This window comes from Azospirillum lipoferum 4B, from assembly GCF_000283655.1.
Classification (GTDB): Bacteria; Pseudomonadota; Alphaproteobacteria; order Azospirillales; family Azospirillaceae; genus Azospirillum; species Azospirillum lipoferum_C.
In genome coordinates, this window is record NC_016588.1 from 79,421 (window position 1) to 106,019 (window position 26,599).

At 69.5% G+C, this 26,599-nt stretch carries 12 protein-coding genes; 7 read left to right on the top strand and 5 right to left on the bottom strand.

Annotation, left to right across the window (positions count from 1 at the left end; genetic code table 11):
* Positions 1-66: 66 nt before the first annotated feature.
* Positions 67-15,621 carry an autotransporter-associated beta strand repeat-containing protein gene (locus tag AZOLI_RS33745; protein WP_014189915.1) on the bottom strand — a complete coding sequence of 5,185 codons (15,555 nt, stop codon included), beginning with the start codon at positions 15,619-15,621 and terminating at the stop codon, positions 67-69.
* Positions 15,622-16,434: 813 nt separating this feature from the next.
* On the opposite strand from AZOLI_RS33745, the gene AZOLI_RS30635 reads away from it, so the two are divergent.
* The 7 genes from AZOLI_RS30635 to AZOLI_RS29420 all read left to right on the top strand — a co-directional run bounded on the left by AZOLI_RS30635 (position 16,435) and on the right by AZOLI_RS29420 (position 22,760).
* Positions 16,435-17,124, top strand: a complete 690-nt coding sequence (locus AZOLI_RS30635) for a phage tail protein (RefSeq protein WP_065814252.1) — start codon at positions 16,435-16,437, stop codon at positions 17,122-17,124.
* Complete coding sequence (locus AZOLI_RS29395) at positions 17,121-17,447, top strand: DUF6916 family protein (RefSeq protein ID WP_014189917.1); 327 nt, start codon at positions 17,121-17,123, stop codon at positions 17,445-17,447. Before AZOLI_RS30635 ends, AZOLI_RS29395 begins: the two co-directional genes overlap by 4 nt.
* Before the next feature lie 77 nt (positions 17,448-17,524).
* Entirely contained in the window at positions 17,525-18,127 is a 603-nt protein-coding gene (locus AZOLI_RS29400) for a GNAT family N-acetyltransferase (protein WP_014189918.1), read from the top strand.
* A 28-nt stretch (positions 18,128-18,155) separates the two neighbouring features.
* Entirely contained in the window at positions 18,156-20,024 is a 1,869-nt protein-coding gene (locus tag AZOLI_RS29405; RefSeq protein WP_048816599.1) for a hypothetical protein, read from the top strand.
* 10 nt (positions 20,025-20,034) lie between these two features.
* On the top strand, positions 20,035-21,396 hold the full coding sequence (locus tag AZOLI_RS29410) for a tetratricopeptide repeat protein (protein ID WP_014189919.1): 1,362 nt from the start codon (positions 20,035-20,037) through the stop codon (positions 21,394-21,396).
* A 15-nt stretch (positions 21,397-21,411) separates the two neighbouring features.
* A complete protein-coding gene (locus AZOLI_RS29415; RefSeq protein WP_014189920.1) occupies positions 21,412-22,173 on the top strand; it encodes a hypothetical protein in 762 nt (253 codons plus the stop codon).
* Positions 22,174-22,268: 95 nt separating this feature from the next.
* Positions 22,269-22,760, top strand: coding sequence for an RT0821/Lpp0805 family surface protein (locus tag AZOLI_RS29420; RefSeq protein WP_014189921.1), 492 nt, complete (start codon positions 22,269-22,271; stop codon positions 22,758-22,760).
* A gap of 35 nt (positions 22,761-22,795) precedes the next feature.
* Here the strand turns inward: AZOLI_RS29420 and AZOLI_RS29425 are convergent, their stop codons facing one another.
* The 4 genes from AZOLI_RS29425 to AZOLI_RS29440 all read right to left on the bottom strand — a co-directional run bounded on the left by AZOLI_RS29425 (position 22,796) and on the right by AZOLI_RS29440 (position 26,563).
* Positions 22,796-23,518 (bottom strand): acylneuraminate cytidylyltransferase family protein, encoded by a 723-nt coding sequence (locus AZOLI_RS29425; protein ID WP_014189922.1) that lies wholly within the window; start codon positions 23,516-23,518, stop codon positions 22,796-22,798.
* A complete protein-coding gene (locus AZOLI_RS29430; RefSeq protein WP_014189923.1) occupies positions 23,503-24,456 on the bottom strand; it encodes a Gfo/Idh/MocA family protein in 954 nt (317 codons plus the stop codon). The genes AZOLI_RS29425 and AZOLI_RS29430 overlap by 16 nt, the downstream gene beginning before the upstream one ends.
* A gap of 125 nt (positions 24,457-24,581) precedes the next feature.
* On the bottom strand, positions 24,582-25,751 hold the full coding sequence (locus tag AZOLI_RS29435; RefSeq protein ID WP_014189924.1) for a hypothetical protein: 1,170 nt from the start codon (positions 25,749-25,751) through the stop codon (positions 24,582-24,584).
* Positions 25,752-25,756: 5 nt separating this feature from the next.
* Positions 25,757-26,563, bottom strand: a complete 807-nt coding sequence (locus tag AZOLI_RS29440) for an SDR family oxidoreductase (protein ID WP_014189925.1) — start codon at positions 26,561-26,563, stop codon at positions 25,757-25,759.
* Between the last annotated feature and the right edge of the window lie 36 nt (positions 26,564-26,599).

Sequence of the window (26,599 nt, forward strand, 5' to 3'; positions counted from 1 at the left end):
TCGGCGGAAAAGGATTGGACGAGGAAACGGTGCGGGAAGAAGGGGAGGTTGGGAAGCGGGCCGCCGTCAGGCGGCCCGGCTGTCGGGCAGGATGTGGCTGGCGAGTGCCGCCAGCAGGTCGGCGGCACCGGCCGGACCGCCATGGGCGCGGGCGACCTGACGGGCGAAGCCGGGGGAGGCCGGCATGATCTCGGCACGGTCGTCCGCCCCACGATCCGCCGGCTGTCCGGCCCCGTCCGCCGGGGTGCCGCCGCCATCCTGGGGGGCGTCCTGGTTCTGGGGCTGGTTCTGGTTTTGCGGCTGGTTCTGGGGTTGGCCCTGCGGCTGGCCCTGACCTTGGCCTTGCTGGCCCTGACCCTGCTGGCCCTGCGGACCCTGGGTCCCCGGCTGTCCGGTCGTCGAGCCGCGGCCCTGTCCGGTGCCGAGGCCGTTGCCCCGCTCCTGGCCCAAGCCTTGGCCTTGGCCCTGACCCTGACCGTTGTTCAGGCCGTTGCCCTGCGTGCCGGTCTGGCCGGGAGTGCTTTGGCCGGGAGTGCCCTGGCCGCCGGTATTGGTGCCCGTGCCCGTGCCCGTGCCGGTCCCTCCGGGCGTGCCGCCGGTACCGAGACCGCTGCCCAGACCATTGCTGCCAAGGCCATTGCCGCCCAAACCGCCGCCGGCAAGGCCGCCGCCACCCAGGCTGCCACCCAGGCCGCCGCCCAGGCCGCCGCCCAGACCACCGCCGAGGCCGCTTCCTCCCAGCCCGCTGCCGGAGCCGCTGTTGGAACCGGAGCTGGACGAACCGCCGCCGATGCTGTTCAGCGTCACTGACCGGCCGGCATCCGTGCTGGACGAACCGCCGCCGATGTTGTTCAGCGTCACCGACCGGCCGGCGTCCGTGCTGGACGAACCGCCGCCGATGTTGTTCAGCGTGACCGACCGGCCGGCATCCGTGCTGGACGAGCTGCCGGGGGTTCCGCCGCTGGTACCGCTGGCGCCGCCGCCCGGCAGCGTCGGTCCGGAGCCGGTGCCGCCGGTGCCGCCCAACGGGCTGTTCGAGGAGCTGCTGGAGGACGGGCCGTTGGACGAGGAGCCGGTCGTCGAACTGCCGGACAGCGACGGGCCGTTGCCGCTGACGGTGACGGGTGTGGTCGTCGCCGGTGTGGTCGTCGCCGGTGTGGTGGGCGCCGTGGTGGTCGTGCTGGCGCGGGCCACCGCGACCGTCACCGTCGCCGCGGTCGAGCTGTTGCCGGCGAGGTCGCGGCCCTGGATGCTGATCGACCGGCTGGTCGCCGTGCCGGCGAAGCTCGGGTCGGAGGCGGTCGACCGCAGCCCGATCGCCTGCACCGCCGCCTGATAGTCGGCGGCCGACGCCGTGCCGGTCAGCACGATGCTGTTGCCGTCGCGGGTCGCGGTGATGCCGGCCGGCAGGGCGCCGATCACCAGCTCGTCGCCGCTGCGGGCATCGGTCAGGGTGACGGTCACCCGGTTCAGCGAACTGGCGTCCGACAGCGAGACGGCGGACCCCAGCGTCGCCGTGCCGCCGGCGCTCAGCGTCGGAGCGGTCCCGCCGGCGGACACCGTCGGGGCCTGGGTGTCGACCGTCAGGCTCAGCGTTCCCGACCGGCCGATGTTGCCGGCGCTGTCGGTGGCGGTGGTCACCACGCTGTGGGCGCCGTCGGTCAGCGGGGTGGTGACGGCGAAGCTCCAGGACCCGTCGCTGCCGGCGGTGGCCGTTCCGACGGTGACGCCGTCGATGATGACGGTGACCGTGCTGTTCGGATCGGCGGTGCCGGTCAGGGTCGGCCGGTTGACCGGGGTGACGTTGGCGCTGTTGTCGATGCCGCCGGCAATCGCCGGGGTCGACAGCACCGGCGGCGTGGCGTCGACGGTCAGCGTCAGTGCCGCCGAGGTGCCGCTGTCGTTGCCGGCCGGGTCGGTCGCCCGGCTGGTGACGGCATGGGTGCCGTTGGCCAGCGGGGTGGTGGGCGTGAAGCTCCAGTTGCCGTCGGACCCGGCGATGGTGGTGCCGGCCGCGACGCCGTCGATCAGGACGGTGACGGTGGAGCCGGGCTCCGCCGTGCCGCCGACGGTCGGACGGCTGATGTTGGTCAGCCCGTCGGTGGCGGAGACGCCGGTGTCCTGTCCGGACGCCAGCACCGGGACCGAGGGGGTGGCCGGGGCGACGGTGTCGACCAGGACGTTCTGCAGGCCCGGCATGCCGGTCAGCGTCGCCGGGAGCGGGATGCGGGCACGGTCGGTGATGCTGCCGCCGTTGTAGTTCAGTCCGGTGACGGCGATGCCGTCGGCGTCGGCGTCGCCCGCCTGCACCACATAATCGAAGCGCAGGACCGTCCCGCTGCTGGCCGTGGCGTTGTAGACCGCTTGACGGGTCTGGCCGCCGACGTCCAGCGTGATGGTCGGGACACCGTTGACGATCACCACCTCGCTGGTCTGGATGTAGAAGCTCAGCGTCCGGCCGACGCCGTAGGTGCCGTCGATGGGCGCAACGATGCTGCGGATCGTCGGCGCCGTGGTGTCGATGGCGATGTTCTTGTTCAGCCCCAGCGACCGCACGTCGCCCGGCATCGTCAGGGTCAGGACCCCGGCATTGCCGGCGATGTCCGTGATCGAACCGGCAAGTGCCGTCGTGCCGATCGCGTCCAGGTCGGCGGCGGTGTCGCCGGCCTGCACCGTGTAGGTGAAGGTCAGCGTGTTGGTGCCGGCCCCGCTGCTGTAGGTGGCGGTGCGGCCGGTGTTCAGCGCCAGCGTCGGGGTGCCGTTGACGGTCACCGCCTCGCTGAAGGTCACCTGGATCGAGATGGTCTCGCCGGTGGTGTAGGTGCCGTTCTCGGTGCTGGCGGTGACGTTGGTGACGGTGGGATGGACGCTGTCGACGCGCACGGCCCCCATGCCGGCGACGCTGTTCAGCGTGCGGATCGCGCTGTTGCCGATCAGGTCGGCGATGCTGCCGCCGCTGATCGATCCGCCGATGCCGATGCCGTCGGCATCGGTCAGGTTGGTGCCCACGGTGTAGCGGAAGGTCAGCGCGGTGCCGCCCGACCCCGACAGGTAGGTCGCCTGCACCACCGTGCCGTTGTCGAGCGTGATTCCGAAGGTCGGCGTGCCGGTGACGGTGACCGCTTCCGAGAAGGTGACGGTGACGTCGATGGTCTCGCCGGCCCGGTAGGTGCCGTTCACCGCCGAGACGGAACTGACCGTCGGGGCCGCGGTGTCGATGACGATCGCCTTGTTGGCGCCCAGCGAGTTGGCCGCCCCCGGCGCCGCCAGCGTCAGGATCGCGTCCAGGCTGGTGGAGCTGTCGGCGATGCTGCCGCCGTTCAGCGTCAGCGCACCCGTCGAGGCATAATCGAGGTCGGCCGAGTTGTCGCCGTCCTGCACCGTGTAGGTGAAGGTCAGCGTGGTCGTCCCCGATCCGCCGGTGTAGGTGGCGTTGCGGCCGATGTTCAGCGCCAGCGTCGGCGTGCCGGTGACCGTCACCGCCCGGTTGAAGGTGACGGTGACGGTGACGGTGCTGCCGGCCTTGTAGGTGCCATCGGCGGTGGTGGTGGTGACCGACGAGACGGTCGGGTTGACGAGCGAGGTCACGACGAGGTCGTTGCCGGTGCCGCCGACGTAATCGACGGTGTAGAGGTCGCCGTTCGTGCTCAGCGTGTCGCCCTGCGCCAGCCCGGACAGGGTGCTGGACACCGCACCGCTGCCGGTCTGGTCGATCACCTTGTAGGTGGCGGCGTTGACGGCGGCGAAGCTGTTGACCCGGGCGACGGTGACGGCGCTCGACCCGCTGGCCAGCGTGACGGTGCCGCTGACGATCACCTGATCGTAGCTGCCAGCCGCCGTGCCGGCGATCTCCACCGCCAGGGTGCCGCTCATCGACAGGTTGCCGTTGACGGTCAGCGAACCGATGCCGTTGTTGGTCCCGGCGACGCCGGGGGCCAGCGTGGCGCCGGAGGCCACCGTCAGCGTGTTGGAGGAGCCGCTGGCGAAGATGCTGCCGGTGCCGCCCAGCGTGGCGCCGGAGGCCACCGACACCCCGCTGGTGTCGCCCAGCGCTCCAGTCACCAGCACCGTCCCTGCCGACACGGTGGTGCTGCCGCTGTAGGTGCTGCTGCCTGACAGGGTCAGCGTGCCGGTCCCCGACTTGGTCAGGTCGAAGGAGCCGTCGATGGTGTTGCTGAGGGTGGCGGTGTATCCCGAGCCGACGTCGATGGTGGCGGCGCCGCTCAGTTGGATGTAGTTGCCGAAACTCCCCGTCACCGCGAAGCTCAGCGTCGTGCCGGCGGCCAGATCGACGCCGGATGCGCCCAGACCGCCGGTGGAGGCGGCGATGATCGTGCCGGCGAAAATGCTGGTGCCGCCGTTGTGGGTGTTGGTTCCCGACAGGGTCAGCGTGCCGCTGCCCTGCTTGATGAGCGTCACGCCGCCGGAGCCGCTGATGACGCCGCTGAACTCCGTCGACGTGTTGTTGCCGCCGGCCGTCAGAGTCCCGCCCAGCACGATGGCGCCGGCGCCGGCGATCGACCCCACCGTTTCCGTGTCCGGCACCGACAGCGTCGCCCCGCTCGCCACCGTCACCGCGCTGCTGTCGCTGATCGCCGAGCCGCCCGACGCGGTCAGCGTGCCGCCGGATACGGTGGTGGCACCGGTGTAGGTGTTGGCCCCCGAGAGGGTCAGGCTGCCGGCCCCCGACTTGGTCAGGCCGCCGGTGCCAGACAGCACGCCGGAGAAGCTGGTGGAGCCGCTCGACGGGCTGACGGTCAGGGTGTTGGCGCCCAGCGTGACGTTGCCGGCACCGCTCAGCGAACCGATGGTCTCTGCGGCAGAGAGTGCCAGGGTGGCGCCGGAGCTGACCGACACCGCGTTGTCGTCGGCGATGGCCGAGCCGCCCGACACCGTCAGCGTGCCGGCCGACACGGTGGTGGCGCCGGTGTAGCTGTTGGCCCCCGACAGGGTCAGCGTGCCGGTGCCCGACTTGGTCAGGCCGCCGGTGCCGGACAGGACGCCCGACAGGGTGGCGCTGTTGGTGGTGTTGATCGTGGCGCCATTGCTGCCGGCGGTGATGGCGTTGGAGACGGTGGCGCCGGTGCCGGTGATCGCCAGCGTGGCGCCGTTGAGCGTCACGCTGCCGCTGCCCAGGTTGCTGCCGCCGGTCACCGACAGGGTGCCGGCGGTGACGCCGGTGGTGCCGGTGTAGCTGTTGGTGCCCGACAGCGTCAGGGTGCCGGTGCCGGTCTTCGCCAGATTGCCGGTGCCGGACAGCACGCCGGAGAAGGTGGTGGAGCTGTTGTCGCCGCCGGCCGTCAGGGTGTTGGCGCCCAGCGTCACCGAGCCGGCACCGGCGAGCGAGCCGATGGTCTCAGCCGCCGACAGGGTCAGCGTGGCGCCGCTGTCCACCGTCACCGCGCTGCTGTCGGCGATGGCCGAGCCGCCGGACACGGTCAGCGTGCCGGCCGACACCGTGGTGGCGCCGGTGTAGCTGTTGGCCCCCGACAGGGTCAGCGTGCCGGTGCCCGACTTGGTCAGGCCGCCGGTGCCGGACAGCACGCCGGAGAAGCTGGTGGTGCTGTTGTCCGCACCGGTGGTCAGGGTGTTGGCGCCCAGCGTCACCGAGCCGGCACCGGCGAGCGAGCCGATGGTCTCAGCCGCCGACAGGGTCAGCGTGGCGCCGCTGTCCACCGTCACCGCGCTGCTGTCGGCGATGGCCGAGCCGCCGGACACGGTCAGCGTGCCGGCCGACACCGTGGTGCTGCCGGTGTAGGTGTTGGCTCCCGACAGGGTCAGCGTGCCGGAACCCGACTTGGTCAGGCCGCCGGTGCCGGACAGCACGCCGGAGAAGCTGGTGCTGGTGTTGTCCGCACCGGCCGTCAGGGTGTTGGCGCCCAGCGTGACGTTGCCGGCACCGGTGAGCGAGCCGATGGTCTCAGCGGCAGAGAGCGCCAGCGTGGCGCCGGTGCCGACCGACACGGCGCTGCTGTCGCTGATCGCCGAGCCGCCGGACACGGTCAGCGTGCCGGCCGACACGGTGGTGGTGCCGGTATAGGTGTTGGCGCCCGACAGGGTCAGCGTGCCGGTGCCCGACTTGGTCAGGCCGCCGGTGCCGGACAGCACGCCGGAGAAGCTGGTGCTGGTGTTGTCCGCACCGGCCGTCAGGGTGTTGGCGCCCAGCGTGACCGAACCGGCACCGGCGAGCGAGCCGATGGTCTCGGCGGCAGAGAGTGCCAGGGTGGCGCCGGTGCCGACCGACACGGCGCTGCTGTCGCTGATCGCCGAGCCGCCCGACACCGTCAGCGTGCCGGCCGACACGGTGGTGGCACCGGTGTAGCTGTTGGCTCCCGACAGGGTCAGCGTGCCGGTGCCCGACTTGGTCAGGCCGCCGGTGCCGGACAGGACGCCGGAGAAGCTGGTGCTGGTGTTGTCGCCACCGGCGGTCAGGGTGTAGCTGTCCAGCGTGACCGAACCGGCGCCGGTGAGCGAGCCGATCGTCTCGGCTGCCCCCAGCGCCAGCGTGGCGCCGGAGTCGACCGTCATGGCGCCGGTATCGGCGATGGCGCTGCCGCCGTTCAGCGTCAGCGTACCGGCGCTGACGGTGGTGGCGCCGCTGCGGGTGTTGGTGCCGGACAGGGTCAGGGTGCCGGCACCGCCCTTGGTCAGGGCGCCGCTGCCGCTGATCACGCCAGTCAGGGTGGCGGTGTTGGATGCGGTGACGGTGGCGCCGAAGGTGCCGACGGTGATGAGGTTGGCGAGGCTGACGCCGGTGCCGGTGATCGCCAGCGTGCCGTTGTCGATCGTCAGCGCGCCTGTGCTGATGTTGGTGGCGTCGGTCACCGACAGGGTGCCGCCCCTGACGGCGGTGGTGCCGGTGTAGGTGTTGGCGCCCGACAGCGTCATCGTGCCGCTGCCGGTTTTGACGATGTTTCCGGTCTGGTTTTGCTCGATGACGCCGGAGAACTCAGTCGACGTGTTGTCCCCGCCCATGGTCAGGGTGCCGTTGTTCAGACTGACCGTGCCGCTGCCGGACAGGGAGCCGATCGTCTCGCTCACGCTGTCGTCGAACCACAGGGTCGCCCCGGACGACACCGTCACGGCGGAGCTGTCCGCGATGGACGCGCCGCCTTGAAGCGCCAGGGTGCCGGCCGACACGGTGGTGGCGCCGCTGTAGGTGTTGGCGCCTGACAGAGTCAGGGTGCCGCTGCCGGCCTTGGTCAGCCCGCCGGTGCCGGACAGCACGCCGGAGAAGGTGGTGTTGGTGCCGTCGCCGGCCGTCAGGATATAGCTGCCCAGCGTGACCGAACCGGATCCGGCCAGCGAGCCGATGGTCTCGCTGGCGTCGAGCGCCAGGGTGGCGCCGGTCGACACCGTGACGGCGCTGCCGTTGCCGATGGCACTGCCACCCGACGCCGTCAGGGTGCCGGCGGAAACGGTGACCGACCCGCTGTGGGTGTTGGTGCCGGACAGGGTGACCGTGCCGCTGCCGTCCTTGGTCAGGGCGCCGGTGCCGCTGACGACGCCGGACAGGGTGAGGGCGTTGGCGGTCTTCACCGTGCCGGTGCCGGTCAGGGCGATGGCGTTGGTCAGCGTCTGGCTGGCCGCCGTGGTGCTCAGCGTGCCGCCGTTCAGGGTGATGGTGCCGCTGCCGATGGTGCCGGATGCGCCCAGTTCCACCTCGCCGCTGCGGATGGTGGTGCCGCCGGACCAGGTGTTGTTGGCACCGCTCAGCGTCAGCTTGCCGGCACTCGACTTGGTCAGGCCGCCGGTGCCGGTGACATCGCCCGACAGGGTGACGGCGTTGGCGTTGTCGATGGTGGAGCTGGACGACAGGGCGATGGCGTTGTCGATGGTGGTGGCGCCGGTGACGGTCAGGGTGCCGCCGCCCATCGTCACCGTGCCGGTGCCCAGGTTGGCATCGCCCGCCACCGACAGCGTGCCGGCGCTGACGGTGATCGTGTTGATGCCGGTGTTGCCGCTGGCGGTGTTGTTGGTGCCGCCCAGCACCAGCGTGCCGGTGCCGCTCTTGGTCAGTGCCGCGCTGTCGGTGCCGTTGTCGGCCAGGGTGGAGTCGATGGTCAGCGTGTCGCCTTCGCCGACGCTGACGCCGAAGCTGTTGCCCAGCGTGAAGCCGTTGGCGGCGATGGTGATCGACCGGCTGTCGGTGTCGCTGTCCATCGCCAGCGTCACCCCGTCGCGCACCGTCAGGGTGGCGGGCAGCGTGATGGTGCCGCCCAGCGTGGTGGCGAAGCGGATGGTGATGTTGCCGCTCACGGCGTTGGCAAGGGCGATGGCCTCCTTCAGGTCCAGGCCGCCGCCGTCGCCCTTGTCGGCCGTATAGGTGCCGGCCGGTGCGCTGCTGTCGATGGCGGTGACGTCGACCGTCAGGTCGTTCGTCACGCTGATGCTGAACACCTCCTCATAGGTGGCAGTGCCGTCGCTGACCTGGATGCGGACCGAGTAGCTCTGCCCGGCGGTCAGGGTGCTGGCGTTGTTCGCCTGAAGCGACGTGCCGGAGATGTTGAACAGGGCGTTGTCGGTGTCGCCGGTGCCGCTGACCAGCGTATAGGTGAAGGTCTGGCCGGTGTCGGCATCGGTCTTCGACAGGGTGCCGACCACCGCATTGGTGCCGTCGAAGATGGTGACGGAGCTGTTCGACAGGGCGATGTCGGTCGGCGCGTCGTTGATCGAGGTGGCGGTGACGACCGTGCTGCTGTTGGCGCTGCTGCTGCTGATGCCGTCGCCGGCGGTCAGGCTGAAGGTGGTCTGCACCGTGCTGCCGGGCACCACCTGGTTGTTGGTGGGGGTGAAGACCAGCGCCTGCAGCAGGGTCTGCAGCCCGCCGGGCGTGGTGGCGGTCAGCGTGTAGTTGCCGGCCGTGCCGGTCAGCCCGCCGCCGGCGCTGGACAGCGTGCCGTTGGCCGCGGTGTAGGCGATGAGGACGGTGAAGGTCCCGGTGTTGTCGTCGGCATCCGTCACCGTCACGTTGGCGAAGGGCGTGGTGGTGGCGTTGTCGTCGACGGTGCCGGCGGTGGTGAAGGTGCCGGCCAGCGCCGGGGCCTGGTTGACCGGTCCGGTCAGCACGACGTCGTTGCTGTTGCTGCCGGCGGCATAGCTGATCGTGATCGTCCCGCTGTTCAGGCTCAGCGTGGCGCCCGAGGCCAGCCCGGTGAAGGTGCCGGTGACGGCGTCGCTGCCGTCGTTGGAGATGATGGCGAAGCTGTCGCCGCTGGCGGTCTTGGCCGGGGTGTAGCTGCCGCCGGCGGTCAGGGTGGCGCTGCTGACGTCCACCGCCCCGGTGACCGCCACCTGGTCATGGCTGCTGGTGCTGACCAGATCGACCGCCAGGGTGCCGCCCGACTGGATGGTCAGGCCCCCGTTGACGGTCAGGGTGCCGACGCCGTTGTTGGTGCCGGCGATGCCGGGGGACAGCGTGCCGCCGGACTGTACGGTCAGGCCGCCGTTGACGGTGCCCGTGCCGGCCAGCGTGCCGCCGCTGCCCACCGTGACCGCGCCGGCCGACGACCCGTTCAGGGTGCCGGTGACGATCAGGGAGCCGGCCGACAGGCTGGTGGTGCCGGTGTAGGTGCCGGTGGCGGACAGGGTCAGCGTGCCGGCGCCCGACTTGGTCAGGCCGCCGGAGCCGCTGATGACGCCCGACAGGGTCAGGGCGTTGCCGGTGTCGACGCTGACGGTGCCGTGGCTGCTGCCGAGCGCGACGGCGTTGGCCAGCGTGAGGGTGCCGGTGGAGGCCAGCGTGCCGCCGTTCAGCGTGACGGTGCCGGTGCCGAGGTTGGCGGCCGCACCGACCGCCAGCGTGCCGCCGTTCACCGTGGCGGCCCAGGCGGTGGAGTTGTTGGTGCCGGTCAGGGTCAGCGTGCCGCTGCCGCTCTTGGTCAGCGTGTTGGTTCCGGCGGCGATGGTGCCGGACAGGGTCAGCGCGTCGGCCGTGCTGACCGTGCCGCCGCCGGTGCTGACGGTCAGGCCGTTGGCCAGCGTGACGTTGCTGCCGGTCACCTCCAGCGTGCCGCCGCCGCTCAGCGTGATGCCGGCGCTGCTGATGTTGCCGGAGCCGGCGATCGACAGGGTGCCGGCGCCGACCGTGGTGGTGCCGGTGTAGCTGTTGGCGCCCGACAGCGCCACCGTGCCCGCCCCCACCTTGGTCAGGTTGAAGCCGCCGGAGATCGCGCCGGAGATCGTCAGCGTGTCGCCGGCGGTGTAGGACCCGATGCCGGCGTCGGCGGCCAGCGTGACGGTGCCGCTGAGGGTGGCGCTGCCGGTGCCGCCCCCGTTGACCTTCACGGCCCCGACATCCGAGCCGGAGATCGAGACCCCGTTGCCGCTGATCGTCAGGTTCTCGGCGACGGTCAGGCCGCTGTCGATGCGCAGGGTGGCGCCGCTGGCCACCGTGGTGGCGCCCGCCGTGGTTCCCAGCGCGTTGGCGTGGGTGATGTAGACGATGTTGGCGTTGATGTTGGTGGCGCCGGTGTAGGTGTTGTTCCCGCCGAGCGTCAGCATCTGCCCGCCGGTCTTGGTCAGCGAGCCCGACCCGCTGATGATGCCCGACAGGGTGGCGCCGCTGCTGGCGACGTTGATCGTGCCGCCCGACGCCCCCAGCGCGATGGCGTTGTCGATGGTGCCGTTCACGTTGGCGAGGACGAGCGTGCCGCCGTCCAGCGTCAGCGTGCCGCCCATCAGGTGATCGTCGTTGCCGATCGACAGCGTTCCTTCCGACACCGTGAGGCCGCCGGTCAACCCGGCCTCGTTGCCGGTGTTGGACAGGGTCAGGGTGCCGGCGCCGCTCTTGGTCAGCGCCTGCGCGCCGCCGGAGAAGGCGCCCGACATGGTGACCGCGGCGCTGTTGGAGATCGTGGCATTGCCCGACAGCGCCACGGCGTTGTCGATGGTGGTGGCGTCGGTGACCGCCAGCGTGGTTCCTGTCGCCAGCGTGACCGTGCCGCCCACCAGCGCGTTGTCGTCGGCCACCGCAAGCGTGCCGGCCGACACCGTGAGGCCGCCGGTCAGCCCGGCCTCGTTGCCGGTGTTCGACAGGGTCAGGGTGCCGGTGCCGCTCTTGGTCAGCGCCTGCGCGCCGCCGGAGAAGGCGCCCGACATGGTGACCGCGGCGTCGGTCTGGACGGTGGCCGCACCCGACAGCGCGACGGCGTTGTCGATGGTGGTGGCGCCGGTGACCTGCAGCGTGGTTCCCGCCGCCAGCGTGACCGTGCCGGCGACCAGCGCGTTATCGTCGGCCACCGCAAGCGTGCCGGCCGACACCGTGACGCCGCCGGTCAGCCCGGCCTCGTTGCCGGTGTTCGACAGGGTCAGGGTGCCGGTGCCGCTCTTGGTCAGCGCCTGCGCGCCGCCGGAGAAGGCGCCCGACATGGTGACCGCGGCGTCGGTCCGGACGGTGGCGGCACCCGACAGCGCCACGGCGTTGTCGATGGTGGTGGCGCCGGTGACCTGCAGCGTGGTTCCGGCGGCCAGCGTGACCGTGCCGGCGACCAGCGCGTCGTCGTCGGCCACCGCAAGCGAGCCGGCCGACACCGTGACGCCGCCGGTCAGCCCGGCCTCGTTGCCGGTGTTCGACAGGGTCAGGGTGCCGGTGCCGCTCTTGGTCAGCGCCTGCGCGCCGCCGGAGAAGGCGCCCGACATGCTGACCGCGGCGTCGGTCTGGACGGTGGCCGCACCCGACAGTGCCACGGCGTTGTCGATGGTGGTGGCGCCGGTGACCTGCAGCGTGGTTCCGGCGGCCAGCGTGACCGTGCCGCCCACCAGCGCGTCGTCGTCGGCCACCGCAAGCGTGCCGTCCGACACCGTGACGCCGCCGGTCAGCCCGGCCTCGTTGCCGGTGTTGGACAGGGTCAGGGTGCCGGTGCCGCTCTTGGTCAGCGCCTGCGCGCCGCCGGAGAAGGCGCCCGACATGGTGACCGCGGCGTCGGTCCGGACGGTGGCGGCACCCGACAGCGCTACGGCGTTGTCGATGGTGGTGGCGCCGGTGACCTGCAGCGTGGTTCCGGCCGCCAGCGTCACCGCGCCGCCGCCCAGGTTGCCGTCGCCGGAGACGGCCAGCGTGCCGCCGGTGACGGAGGTGGTGCCGGAATAGCTGTTGGTTCCCGACAGGGTCAGCGTGCCCGACCCGCTCCGCGCCAGGTTGCCCGACCCGGCGATCACGTTGCCGATAGACTGGGTGTCCCCCGATCCGCCGGAGATGGTCAGCGTCTTGCCGCTGGCGATCGAGATGGTGTCGCCGGCGGCCGCCGCCGACAGGGCCAGCGTGTTGATCGAATCGGCGTCGAAGGTGATATTTTCCGAGATGGCGAGCGAGCCGAGCGACAGCTGGATGCCCCCGACGTTGAACGAGATGGTGGCGCCGCCGTTGGCGTTGGCGATGGCCACCGCCTCGCGCAGCGACAGGCCGGTGTCGTCGTTCAGTTCCGTGGTGTAGCTCGTCGTCCCCGCCGCCTCGTCCGTCGCCGTGGTGACGATCAGCGAGCTGGAGACGGTGACCGTCAGCGTCTGGTCGGTGGTCGCGCTGTTGGCGTCGGTCGCCCGCACCACCAGCGTGTAGGTTCCCGGCGTCAGGTTGGCGGCGTTGCCGGCGGTGACCGCCCCGCCGGCGCTGACCGAGAACAGGGTGAACGGGCTGCCCGAGGTGGTGCTGTTGACGCTGACCAGCGAATAGGAGATCGCGTCGCTTTCCGGATCGGTCGCGGTCAGCGTCTTCACCGCAGCGCTGGTCCCGTCGAAGGTGCTGACCGACGCGGTGTTCGTCGAGGTGAAGGTCGGCGCGCCGTTGACCGCGGTGACGGCGACGGTGCGGGTCGCCGCCGTGGCGGCGTTGCCGGCGCCGTCGGTCAGGTTGAAGGTGACCGTGCGGTTCGAGGTGCCGGGATTGTTGGAGGTGTTGTTGTACCGGATGGCGGCGACGGTGTCCTGGATGTTCTGCGCCGTCGCCGAGGACAGGAAGGTGATGGTCCAGGTGGTGCCGTTGGTGACGCTGGAGGTGGTCACCGTGCCGATGTTGGTGGTGCCCGACCGCAGGTCGGTGCCGTTGATGTTGATGCCGGTGCTGGTGCCGGTCGGCAGCGACAGCGTGTCGGCCGCTTCGTTGTTGGCGGTGATCCGCACGGTCAGCACCGACCCGCCGGGGGTTCCCGCCTCCGTCAGCGTGGCGGTGGAAGCGAGCGCGGTCGCCGCGTCATTTTCGGTGTAGGCGAGCGCCGTCCCGTTGGAGATGGTCAGTACCGGCGCGGTGGTGTCGATGGTGATGCTGTTGGAGGATGCGGCACTGACGTTGCCCGCCGCGTCCACGGAGTAGATCTTGTAGGTGCCGTCGGCCAGCCCGGTGGTGGCGATGCTGGTGTTGGTGTTGGCGGTGGCGACCGTGGCCTTCTTCGCCGTGGCGGCGGTGACCAGCGTCTCCAGCGAGGCCTGATCGGTGATGGTGGCGGAGGACAGCACGAGATAGACCGTGCCGGTCTCCGTGCTCTGCGCCGTGCTGACGCCCGCGCTGTTCTGGATCGTCGCCGTGGTCACCGACGCGGTGGGGGCGGCGGAATCGACCAGGACGTTCGTGGTGGACCCGATGCTGTTCAGCGTCGTGGTCAGGTCGTTGCCGCCGTTCTTCAGCGTGCCGCCGTTGGCATCCAGGCTGCTGACGGCGATGCCGTCGCTGTCGGTCAGGTTCCCTTCGACGGTGTAGCTGAACACCAGCGCCGTCGTGCCGGAGCCCGACTGGTAGGTGGCGTATTTGGTGGTGCCGCCGATGTCCAACGCCAGCCGCGGCGTACCGCCGGTGGTATCGACGGTGATGGCGGCCGATGTGTTGACCGTGAAGCTGAGGGTCTGCCCCTGGACATAGGTGGCGTTCGACGGCACCGAGACGGACGACACGGTGGGACCGGCGGCAACGTTGAAGGCGCCGTCCTGGTTGATGGTGGGGTCGTCGGTGCTGGTTCCGTTGTCGGCGCCACGCAGGCCATTCGCCGCACCGGTCGAAACCGAGTCGGTGACGGTCTGGCCGGTGGTTTCGTTCAGCTTGTAGTAATGCAGCAGCCCGCTTTCCGAGCCGGTCAACTCGCTGTTGCGATTGTTGCTGATTTCGTTTGCTGTGCGGGCCGTGTTCCAGATGCGGATGTCGTCGACGACGCCGTTGAGGGAAAGACCTGCTTGGTCTGTTAGATCGGCGCCGAATATCATGTTCAGGCCGGAATAATTCTGGAAATTCCCGCCGCCTGATGGGGTGAACACCTGAGTTCCCAGAGAAGAACCATTAACGATCATCTGAATATTTACGGATGTCGCATCGTTAACGGAAAAAACTGCGGCAATATGCGTCCATTGTCCGGTGCTTATTGTCGCCGCAACACCGGTAGAGCTACCACTAGGGGCTTCTGTTGAGGTTGTGCCAAGTAGTTTTCCATTAGCTTGATCGTAATACAAGGATAGTCCTCTGGACTCCGAAATTCCAAGGACGGAGTCAAGGGGGACATCACTTGTAAACAGTGCAGTATATCCAGACCAGCTTGCCGGCTTAACCCAGAATTCAACCGTGAATGCAGTAAGGGCATTCAAGTCGTTGACTGCGTTGGTGAGCGTGAGCTTGTCGCCGCCATCGAAAGAATAAGCCCTGTTGGAGCCGGTATTCAGTTCGGTCGCGAAGAGCGATCGTGCGTCCGCTGTGAAGGGAGTGTCGGTTTCGATCGAACCGGTCTGCTCTTCCAGCGTCCAATCGCCGGTGACGTTCCGTCCACCGGTGACGTCGTTGGAGGCGGCGACATCGGCGCCGGTGGCGGAGGACAGGGCGTCGAGGAAGGTGGTGCTGCCGGGTTCCGCGACATCGCAGCCGTACAGCAGCAGGTCGCCGCCGGGGCTCAGCGCGCGTCCCCATTGTGCCAGAGAGTCGCGCAGGCCGTCGATGGCGGCGGCATCGACGCGGTCGGCCCCCAGCGTCACGAACCCGGAACCACCGTGCGACACGATGTGGATGGCGTCGTAGCCGCTGTGGGTCTGCGCCCATTGGGCGATCTGGGCGACGCCGCTGGAATTGCCGTCCAGCAGAACGACCTCCACCCCCGCCTTGGCCCCGTCGATCAACGTCTGGTAATCGGCGACGTTCGATTCGATGAAGACGACTTCGCGTCTGCCATCGTTCTGCGCCGGGTCGGCGGCGCGGATTTCCACCGGGGGCGGAACCGGGGCGGCGGCCTGCGGCGCTTCGGAGGATGGCTGCCCGGCCGGATGGTCGAGGCCGGAGTCCGCCGGGTCGGCGGCATGGTCGGTGACGGGATCGGGGGGCGCCACCGTGGCCGGATCGGCGACGGCGGCCCCCGCGGCGTCGAACATGAATCGGGGTTCCAGCGCGAAGGCCATCGGGGCCTTGCCCGCCGTCCGCAGCACCTTGCCGTCCGCCCTGCCGCCTGCGGCACCGGTCTTCGCAGCACCCGTCTTCCGCCCGAACATCGATTTCATCCCCGCACCCGTAGGAAACCCGAGAATTAGCACTTTACGATCAATTGTAGATTGATATTGGAAAGCGACGTCAGGCACAACATGCATGCATGCGTCGAAATGTGACTTTTTCACGGGGGCGCCGTCTGGCGCGGCAGCCGGAAAGGGAAATCTCCGCAACATTTTCTCCCTTATCCCCGTAAGAGAAGCGGGTGGGACAGTGCGCGCTCATCTCATCCGGTCGAGGACGGGTGCCGTAATGCCGCGGGCGGTGCCGGGACTGGCTGTGTATTGCAATGCAAAATCATTAATAACGGCTTTTCATATACGCGTTAAATTGTGACATTTTCCGAAACAGATGGATCTTCCCCTGCCAAGCCGATAACTTTGCAACCAATGAGTATCGGGCAGCGGCATGGGTTTCGGTCCGAAGGCGTGTGCGGCGCGGCATTGACCGCCGCGGCCTAGGTCAACGAGGCGAGGGTAAGAGGAAGAGTATCGGTAGCAAGTTTATATATCGATGAGCAACGATCTTCCTCGCCATCTCCGCGAAAGCAGGATCCAATGCGAGCCTCCACGAGCCACATGAATCTTTTGCGGAACAGTGGGTATGCCGCCGCAGACGCGGCTCACGCTGGATTCCCGTTTTCGCAGGAATGACGATGATGGCTGTTTACTTTCACTATATTACCGACCCGCCGCATATGTGCATGCGCGATGCGTCTTCGTGAGGATGACGGAATGGCGGGGGTGATGGTGGACAGTTCCGCCCGTTTCGACAAAACCCAACAAGTTGTGTCGAAATGCGACTTATAATCTGATGAGATAACAATAGAGCACAGGATCTCTTGTTGGGAGAGACTCATAGATTGCATTGACTTCTAAGGGAATTGATATTATCGAGGACTCGGACGGCGGGTATTTCATCGCATATTTTCTCCCATCCATTGCCGTTCCTGCAAATAATCAACCTTAAGGAGAGACGCCGTGGATCCGATGCTTGGCATGATATTCATGGTTCCCTGGAGCTGGGCGCCGTACAACTACCAGCTCTGCCAGGGCCAGGTCGTCAACCTCCAGCAGTATGAGGCACTCTTTTCGCTGACGGGCACGGTGTTCGGCGGCAACGGCACCACCACCTTCGCTCTGCCCAATCTAGCGACGCGCGCACCGGTCGGCACCGGGCTCCTGAACGGCACTTCTTATACACTCGGGGCATTTGGCGGAACCCCGACCACCACACTCCTTGTGAACAACCTCCCGCTCCACAACCATTCGGCAAGCTTTGCCCCTGTTTCCGGCCCGCAGGTCGTCAGCATCCCGGCGACCAGCGGCAATCTGGGCGTCGGCGTGACGATCAACGCCACCGCCAACGCCGGCACCAAGGCGACCCCCCAGACGGGCTTCAACCAGTTGGGCCAGGTGTCGACCGGGACCGGCGCCCCCTCGCCGAGCGCCCTGCTCTATGCCGCTCCCGCCGGCACGCAGGTCCCGCTGGCCGGCGTCAGCGCCTCGCTCACCGGCACTGCCGGCAGCGGTGCCGCCACCGTGACGATCAACGCCGTCACCGGCGGCACCGTGACGACCGGGATGACCGGCTCCAACACACCGTTCACCAACATGCCGCCCTATCTGGCGATGAGCTTCGTCATCGCCATGAACGGCCTGTATCCGGACCGGCCGTGACCGAGCTGCGCGCCCTGTCCTCCGCCCTCTTCGGCCCCCACCTGAACACCGTCTTCACGATGGTATCGGAAGAGGGGCTGGAGATCGCCGCCACCCTGGTCGCCTGCAACGAACACCCGCGCAACACCATGCGCGGGACCTTGCGGACGGCCTTCGACCTGCTGCTGGAATGCCCCGCGGAAGAGGTGCCGCACTTCAACGGCGCCTCCTTCACGATCAGCCATCCGGCAGTCGGAAGTTTCGGCCCGGTCTATGTGGAACGGATCAATCCGGCCACCCCCGCCGGGGCTGACAAGGCGGTGTTCCAGATCATCTTCAACTGACGCCGCGGCCCGCCGCCGCTCCGGAACCGGGGCGGCGGCGGACCGTCCGGCGTTCCGAACCAGGGATTTGCCGACGCATGGCCGGTTTCGCCGGATCCTTTGCCCTGCCGGGCAACCTGTCGCTGCGCTTCGCCGCCCCCTCCGACGAGACCTTCCTCTTGGAGCTGTTCATCGAGGCCCGCCCCTGGCTGTCCTGGGCGGAGGGCGACCGGGACTTCCTGCGCTCCCTGTACGAACAGCAATACAAGGCGATGCGCGCCGGGCAGGAGGCGATCTATCCCGAGCATGTCGACCTCGTCATCGAAAAATCCTCCGACCGGGTGGGGCGGCTGGTGATCGACCTCGGCCGTGCCGACTGGCGGGTGTCTGAACTCCAGATCCTGGCCAAGGCGCGGGGCAAGGGCATCGGCTCCGACGTGCTGCGCGGCATCCAGGCGGCGGCGGCCAGCATGCTGGTGCCGATCACGCTGTCCACCCCGATCGCCGGCTCGCACGGGCGGCAGGTCTACGAACGGCTGGGCTTCCGCGTCACCGCCGTCGATCCTCCGCATTTCCACATGGCCTGGGCCCCGGTGGGCCACCCGCTGCACGCGGCACTCAGCGCGATCCCGGTGACCGCGGATCCGCTTGCCGGCTTCGCTCCTCCCGGCATGCCGGCCTCCCCGGGCGCCCCGGCCTGACCGCCGGCCCGCTCGCCCGCTTGCAGCCGTGAGTCTCCCGTCCTCCCTTCCTCCGCCCCGCTTTCCCGTCGACGCCGTTCTGCCCGGCCTGTTCGATGTCCTGCGCCGGCACGGCGGCGCGGTGCTCCAGGCGCCGCCGGGTGCCGGCAAGACGCTGCGGGTTCCGCCGGCCCTGCTGGAGCAGCCCTGGCTGCCTGGCCACCACATCCTCGTGGTGGCCGCCGACGGGCTGGCCGCCCGCGCCGCCTGCCTGCGGATGGCCGCCCTGCTGGGGGAGGAGCCCGGCGTTACCGTCGGCTTCCACACCCTGTCGGGCGGCGTGGCCGGCCCCCGCACGCGGATCGAGCTGCTGCCGGCCGCCTTGTTCCTGCGCCGCATCCAGGATTCCCCCGAGCTGGCGGATGTCGGCGCGGTGCTGTTCGACGGCCTCGACGGACAGCGCAGCGATGGCTTTCCGGGTGACGGCCTGCTGGGTGCCGCCTTCGCGCGGGAGGCACGCGAGGCGCTGTGCGGCCGCACCCTGCTGCTGGCGATGACGGACCCGATGGGGACGGCCCCGGCTCCCCTGGCCGCCCTGCTGGGCGGCGGAACCGGCCCGGTCCCCGTGGTGACCTGCGGCGCCGCCGGCTTCCCGGTGGAGATCCGCCCCATCGAGGCCTCCGTGCCGGGGGCCGCCCCGGAGACCGCCGTGGCGACGGCGGTCCGGCGCGCCCTGCGGGAGGAGCGCGGCGGCGTGCTGGCCATCCTGCCCGACGGTGGCGCCGTCTGCCGGGCCGCCGCCCTGCTCCGGGAGGCGGGGGAGGTCGGTCCGGACATCCTTCTCCTCTCGCTGTGCGACGAGGCGGCGTCCGACCTGCCGGCCGCCGTCGCCCCGGCACCGCCCGGCCTGCGCAAGCTGGTGCTGGCCACGCCGTCGGCCGAGGCGGGACTCGGGATCGCCGATGTCCGCATCGTGGTCGATTGCGGCCTGACCCGGCTGCCGCGCCACGACCGCAACCGGGGCATGGCATACCCGCTCATGCTGCCCACCGGCCGGGACGCGGCGCAGCGCCGGGCCATCGCCGCCGGCCGGCATGAGCCGGGGGTCTGCTACCGTCTTTCGCCGTCCCGTGTCTTGCCGGAGCCGTCCGCCTGCGATCCGGCGGCGCCGGCGGCGCCGGCGGCGGAACTGGCCCTGGAACTGGCAGCGTGGGGGGAAAAGGACACCGGTGCAGCCCTCGGCCCCGGCACCGCTGGCGCCCAGGCATCCTCCCTGCTCGTCCTGCTGGGAGCCATCGGCGCCGACGGGGCGATCACCCCGCTGGGGCAGCGCATGGCCCGGCTCGGCCTGCCTCCCCGGCTGGCCCGCCTGATCTTGTGCGGGGCGGACATCGGCTTGGGCGGGCTCGCCTGCACGGTGGCCGCCCTGCTGGCGGAACCGGACCATCCCGGCGGCGGAGACGGCACCGACCTGCGGGAACGGGTCGACCGGCTGTTGGCCGCGGAAGGCGAGGGGGCCTGCGACCCGGATCGCGACTTGCCGATTCTGGTGCGCGCGCAGGCCTGGCGGTGGCGGATCGGCATCCACCAGCCGGTGGACCGCGCCGGCTGCGCCCGCATCGGGGAACTGCTGGCGCTCGCCTATCCCGACCGCATCGCCCGCCGCCAGCCGGCCGCCCCTGGAGCCATCGAGGAGGGCGAGCCGGTGCGTTACGGCTTGGCCGACGGCAGCTTCGCCCGCTTGCCGGCTGGCGATCCGCTGGCGGCGGAGGCGCGGCTGGCGGTCGCCTTCCTCGATGACTCCAGGGGCGATGACACCAGGGTCGATGACTCCAGGGGCGGCCCTGCCGACGATCCGCGGATCGCCTTGGCGGCCGCATTGCCCGAACCGGACCCGCAGCGGGATGCCAGCCCATGAATGCCAGCCCATGACCATGCACCCGTTCCAGCCACAGCCTGCCGTCACCCTCGCGGAGGTCTGGCGGCTTCTGGTCGAGCACCCCGGCGATCCCGACCTTCTGAACTCGCTGGGCGTCCTGCTGGACCGGGAAGGGAAGCGCGAGGCGGCCCTCCTGCAGTACCGCCGCGCCCTGGCCGTCGCCCCCGACCATGCCGTGGCCTGGAGCAACCTGGCCCTTGTCCTGGCGATGCGGGGCCGGCACGCCCGGGCCATCGCCTGCGCCCACGTGGCGGTGGCGCTCGCTCCCGACAACCCGACCACCTGCCTCAACCTGACCGCGGCGCTGTACAGGTCCGGTGACTTCGCGAGCGATCTCACGGTGCTGGACCGTCTGGTCCGCCTGCAGCCGGACAATCCCAGCCTGACCTGGGGGCGGGCGCAGGTCCGCCTGCACCAGGGCGATTATGCACGGGGCTTCGTCGATTACGAGGGGCGCTACTGGCTTCGGGAATATCATTACCGCATCCACCGCGGACCGCGCTGGGACGGCGGGCCGCTGGACGGGCGCTTCGTCATGGTGACGCTGGAGCAGGGCTTCGGCGACACGCTGCTGATGGCCCGCTACCTGCCGATGCTGAAGGCGCGCGGCGCGCGGCGTGTGATCGTCGAGCTTCGCGACGAGCTGCGCCGCCTGTTCGCGCCGATGGACGGGGTGGACGCCTTCATCGCGGAGAATGCGGCGCCGACGCCGATCTACCACGTCCACAGCTCGATCATGAGCCTGCCGCTGCATTTCGGCACCACCATCGACAGCGTGCCGCCGCCGGTGCGCCTGAGCGTCCCGGACGAAGCTCGGGCCAAGGCCGCGCGGCTGCTGGGACCCGAGGATGGCCGGCTGAAGGTCGGCATCGTCTGGTCGGGCAGCGCCGCCTTCACCGACAACGCGATCCGCGCCACCTCGCTGGAGCGCTTCCTGCGTTTCGCCGGGATCCCCGGCGTCCGCCTCTACAGCCTGCAGAAAGGACCGCCGGAGGAGGAGCTGCGCGCTCTTCCTCCCGGCACGCCGATCACGGCACTGGGGCCGGAACTGGACGATTTCGCCGATACGGCGGCGGTGGTGGAGCAACTCGATCTGGTCGTCATGACCGACAGCTCGGTCGCCCATCTCGCCGGTTCGCTGGGGGTGCCGGTGTGGGTCCTGCTCCAGCATGTGCCGTACTGGGTCTATGGCATGTCCGGTGCGACGACCCCCTGGTATCCGTCGATGCGCCTCTACCGCCAGGGTCCCGAGGAGGAGTGGGAGCCGGTGTTCGACGCGGTCGAACGGGATCTGCGTGCCCTGGCCGCGCGCCGGGCGGCGGCCCTGTCCGAGCCCTGCTGCAATCCTTGATGAAGAGAGACACCGATGTCCCAGACCATGCCCGTCCTGTTCCAGACCGACCTGTTCATGCCCACCTACCAGCCGCGCGAGGGGGCCAACTGGTTCCTGTCGGTGTCGCCCCTCAATCTCGGCGTCGGCTATTGGAGCGGCGGCGTCCTCATGCAGAACATGGCGGTCCTGGCGCGCAAGGAGGCCGAAGGGCGTTCCAGCACCTGGATGTCCCTGTCGGCCCGCGAGGTCGAAAGCCAGGAGCTCGGCTGCCGCGCCGCCGTCGGGGATACGGTGGTGATGGGGCTCGGCATGGGGTGGGCGGCGGCCAACACCGCCTTGCGGCCGGAGGTGACGCGGGTCACCGTCATCGAGCAGGATGCGGAGGTCATCGGGCTGATCGACGAGCTCGGCATCTTCGCCCAGCTGCCGGCGGAGGCCGCGGCGAAGATCGTGGTGGTCCAGGGCGACGCGCTGTCCTACACCCCGGCCACCCCGGCGGACACGCTGCTGGCCGACATCTGGATGCCGCTGAACGGCCCGGGCCGCGTGGCCCAGGTCCAGCGCATGACCGCCAACACCGGGGCCGGCCGCGTCTATTTCTGGGGCCAGGAGATGGACATCGCCCGCCATGCCCGGGCGTTGGGGCTGGGGCTGGATCCGCTGGATGCCGCCGGTCTCGCCCGCGTCCTCGACGAGTTCGCCCTGCCGCTGATCGGCCCGGAGCTGCCGGCCTATCCGGCGATGATCTCGGAAGCCGCGAGGAAGTGGCTGAAGGACGTCGACGACGCTCCCTGACGGCGCTGGGGGAGGCAAGGAACGGGCGGCTGCACAAACGGCGCCGCCTGCGCTATAACCGGTGGGACAACCCTCGGATAAGAAGAGAGCCTCCGATGCGTGCCCACACCAGCTTCCCCCGGATCGCAGCCGTCGCGGTGCTTGCGCTGTCCACCACGCTGGCCGGCTGCCAGACCGGCTCGATGGGCACCAAGGAGGGGTTCGGCACCGTCGGCGGCGCCGTCGCCGGCGGCCTGATCGGCTCGCGCTTCGGCGGCGGTTCGGGCAAGCTGGTGGCGGTCGGCATCGGCACGCTCCTGGGCGCCTTCGCCGGGCGGGAACTCGGCGCTTCGCTCGACCGCGCCGACCAGGTCTATGCCGACCGTGCCGCGACCCAGGCCTACAGCGCCCCCATCGGCCAGCGGATCAGCTGGAACAACCCGCAGTCCGGCAACCAGGGCGTCATCGTGCCGGTGCGCGACGGCTATGACGACTCCGGCTCCTACTGCCGCGAGTTCCAGCAGACCATCGTCGTCGGCGGCCGCACCGAACAGGCCTTCGGTACCGCCTGCCGCCAGCCCGACGGATCGTGGAAGATCGTGGGGTAGAGGGGACGGTATGGGGAGCTGGAGGGCTTGGCCCCTCAGTCTCCCCGCCCCGCCAGGCGTTCCATCAGAATTTCGACGATCTCGAAATCGAACTCGCTGTCGATGTCGAACAGCGTCCAGTCCGGCATGACGTACAGGCGCGTTCCATCCATATGGACCGGTGCCCCGGCGTCGAAGAAGGCGGCGCGGCTCCACCCATAGATGGACGCGTTCATGTCGAAGGTGGGCGGTGCATCCTGACGGCGGACGATCGGCGGGTCCATCGGCTTGCACAAACGCGGGACGCCATCCGGTCCGGTTTCAACCAAGTTGAAGTAGGGGGAGCGTCGCGCCGGGCAGACGGAATAGATGTTGGTGGCTTTGCTGTCCTCCAGCAGGGCCACAGCCTCGCGGATATGCTCCGGGGTACGGAGCGGGGCCGTCGCGTCGAGGTCGAAGAAGCTGTCGAAGCGCAGGCCGGTAAGCCGTTCGACCTCCTGCCCGCAATGGACGATGGCGGGACTCTTGTCCACCGTATCGCTGGCCAGTTCGGCCGGGCGCAGGATGGCCCGTGACGCACCGGCCTCCAATGCCGCCTTGAGGATCGCTTCGGAATCGCTGCTGACGGCAATCTCGTCGAACAGGCCGGTGGCGGCGGCCTGCATCACCGTGTGGGCGATCAGCGGCCGCCCAGCCAGGGGGCGCAGGTTCTTGTTCGGAACGCCCTTCGAACCACCGCGGGCACACACGCTGCACAGGCGCTTCATCGATACACCCATCGTTTATCTCGAGCTGCCGTCTCGGCGGCGTCAATCATGGCGACGACCTCTTCGGCCTCGCCGATCGAACAGCATCCGTCACCATTGTTCAGCATTGCGCGGTGCTGGGCGATATAGGGGGCATCCAGCGCCGCCGGATCGGCCGACCGGACAAGGCGCCCGTTCTCGCTCAGCGTCGCGGCAACGAGGTCGGCCCGCCATGATCGGCCTTCGGCCGTGTTCACTGCGATCCAGCGCTCTTCCGCTCCATGATCGATATAGCTGAGAGAGATGGAGACGACCGGGCAGCGCTCGGTTTCGGCCAGCAGGATGAAGGCCTCGTCGCTGTCGATCTCCAGGCAGCCGAGATGCCCCCCCAGCGCGGTCAGGCGCCGCCAGCGTCCGAACAGCCAGGTCACATAGTCCAGTTCGTGGCTGAGATCGCGCAGAACGCCGCCGCCTGCCGCCTTGGATGCGGATTCGGTGGCGCGATAATCCCGGCCCGCTCGCCAGGACGGCAGCCAACTGGCGGCGCGCACCTCGACCGTCAGCGGCCTGCAGCCCTCCAGCGCCTCGCGCAATGCAAGAAGGATGGGATCGAAGCGCAGATGGTACCCGACACGGACCGCATTGAAATTTGCTTCAGGAACATGCTCGCCAGCCTGCCCCAGCGGCTTCTCGATCAGGATCCGTCCGGTGAAACCCGCAGAATGCAGGGATCGGACGGCCTGATGGTGCAGGCTGGTCTCCGTACACACCACGGCATAGTCGGCCGGACCACAGGCGAGTGCGGCGGCGATGTCGGGAAAGGCGCCGGGCAGCTGCGGCGCCCGGCGGCTCACCACCGCCACCTCAAGCCCCAGGGCGCGGAGCAGGCGGGCGTGGCGTGCGCCGATGGAGCCGTGACCGACGACCAGGGCGCGTGACGGACGGGCAGACGGGGCGGACGGTGGAGACACGGTGTCGGCGGGTCCTGTGCATGCGGGGGGCGCTGTGGGAGGCCTTGACGGCGTTCGGATGATAGCGGGTTGGCGGCTATGCGCATGCCTTTTCGGCGTCTTCCGGCATGCTCCGTCCCATGCCCTTATCCCGGACCGCCGGCGATACGACCCGGATGGGAGGCCGACAGGGCGCCGAGATCGTCGAGAATATGGCGGATCACCGTGTCCGGGGCCGTCTGCGCCGGCTCCAGTCGCGAGCGGATCCGCTCCCATGCACGCCGGCGCGCCGGTTCCGCGATGGCCGCGGCCAGCCGGTCCGGCAGGTCGGCGGCGGACAGGGCCGCCTCCGCCAAGCCGTCGTGGGCCGGCCACGGTACCGGCAGGCCGGTCTCCCGCTCCAGCCTGTCGCGCAGGTCGGCTTCGGTCATCACGAACACCACTCCACCCAGCGGGGTGGGGGAGCGGCGCTGGAGATGGACATGATCGATGCCGCAGGTCGAAAAGCAGGTCGTCACCAGATCGACCGCGCAGAGCGACTGCTCGATCGCCGGATTGGGATCGGCGACAGCCGCCAATCCCGCAGAGGCGAAGATGTCGAGGCTCCGGCTTCGTTCCGCCGCGCTCTCCTTGGGGTGCGGGCGGTAAACGACGATCGCCGAGGGCAGCCGTACCGCGAGACTTTGCGCGAGATGGATGATGGAGCGTTCATAGCCCGGCCATTGCCAGGCCGGCTGTCCGTAGAAGCCAACCAGCGGCCGGTCCCGATGGGGAAGTGCGGCCCTTCCCGTCCTGCGCAGGGCCGTCGGATCGAGCATCCCGTAATGGCTGTGCTTCAGCGATCCCACGACGACCGTGCGAATGCCGCCGAACCGTTCCGCCTGCCGCCGGGTCCGGTCGGCGGCTCCGGGATCGGCGACGAAATAGGTCGGAGCCGGCCGGCCGAAGCCGGGCACCACCCATCCTTCGAAATCCTGGATGCTGTAGCACGGCCGATCGACTGCGCAATGGAGCAGCGCTTCGTCGATCCCTGCCCCGGGGCCCGAGAGTCCGGTCACCACGGCGTCTGGATTTTCGCCTTCCAGCAGGCTCCCGGCAGCCTCCAGCAGGGCGTCGCGCCCGGGCGCGTCCGGGGCAGGAAGGGCCGGAAGATCCAGGATGCGGACAGGCAGTCCGGCCGCGGCGAGGATCTCCGCCGCCGGCCCCTGCGCCCAGACGACGGGATCGACCTGTGGATGGGACAGGGCGCAACGGATCACCGGCACCACCGCCTGGGCCGCTCCCGGATCCCGGGCGGAAAACAGGATGCGGGGCATCCCTGTCACCACGCGCTGAGGCCGCCGTCGACCATCAGGCATTGGCCGGTCACATAAGAGGAGGCATCGGCGACCAGATAGACGACCGTGCCGGCGATCTCGTGGCGGTGGGCCATGCGGCCCATTGGAATGCGTGCGGAGTAGCGTTTGGTGAAGGCTTCGTTCTCTCCGCTGAACACCCCGCCGGGGGCGACGGCATTGACGCGGATTCCGCGATCGGCCCAATAGGTGGACAGCCAGCGGGTCAAGCCGACGACGCCGGCTTTGCTGGCGGAATATATGGCTGGATTGTTGATGGCATAGCCGCGGTACTCCGAACCCTCGTAGATCCGGTTGTCTGATGCCATCACGCCATAGATCGACGAGGTCTGCACGATGGCGCCGCCGCGGCCCTGCGCCGCCATTTGGCGGCCGACGGCCTGAGCCACCAGGAAATAGCCGTCGAGGTTGATTCCCATGATCCGGCGCCATTCGGAGAGATCGTAATCTTCGAACGGGGCAAAGAACGTGCCCGGCTCCACGACGGGAGCCACATGATTGTTGATCAGGAAGTCTATGCCGCCGAAGCGCTCCACAGCCGCCTGGACGAGTTGTGCGACAGAGACGGGATCGGCGGCGTCGAAGGTGACCGCGGCCACACGGCCAACATGGACGGTATCGAGCCGGTTGGTCAAAGCCTCCGCTGCGTCTCCTTCGATGTCGGCAACGACCACGTTTGCGCCATGGGCGAGCAATGCCTCGACGAAGGTGGTGCCCAAAATGCCCGCTCCCCCCGTGACGATGCCGGTGCGGCCGGTCAGGTCGAACAGCATGCGGGGATCAAAGGCGGGGCGAGAGGAGGGGTCGGG

Bases quoted from the DNA above. Each gene is read 5' to 3' on its own strand.
- AZOLI_RS33745 (WP_014189915.1), bottom strand. From the start codon at position 15,621: ATGTTGCGGAGATTTCCCTTTCCGGCTGCCGCGCCAGACGGCGCCCCC.
- AZOLI_RS30635 (WP_065814252.1), top strand. From the start codon at position 16,435: ATGCTTGGCATGATATTCATGGTTCCCTGGAGCTGGGCGCCGTACAAC.
- AZOLI_RS29400 (WP_014189918.1), top strand. From the start codon at position 17,525: ATGGCCGGTTTCGCCGGATCCTTTGCCCTGCCGGGCAACCTGTCGCTG.
- AZOLI_RS29410 (WP_014189919.1), top strand. From the start codon at position 20,035: ATGACCATGCACCCGTTCCAGCCACAGCCTGCCGTCACCCTCGCGGAG.
- AZOLI_RS29415 (WP_014189920.1), top strand. From the start codon at position 21,412: ATGTCCCAGACCATGCCCGTCCTGTTCCAGACCGACCTGTTCATGCCC.
- AZOLI_RS29420 (WP_014189921.1), top strand. From the start codon at position 22,269: ATGCGTGCCCACACCAGCTTCCCCCGGATCGCAGCCGTCGCGGTGCTT.
- AZOLI_RS29425 (WP_014189922.1), bottom strand. From the start codon at position 23,518: ATGGGTGTATCGATGAAGCGCCTGTGCAGCGTGTGTGCCCGCGGTGGT.
- AZOLI_RS29435 (WP_014189924.1), bottom strand. From the start codon at position 25,751: ATGCCCCGCATCCTGTTTTCCGCCCGGGATCCGGGAGCGGCCCAGGCG.
- AZOLI_RS29440 (WP_014189925.1), bottom strand. From the start codon at position 26,563: ATGCTGTTCGACCTGACCGGCCGCACCGGCATCGTCACGGGGGGAGCG.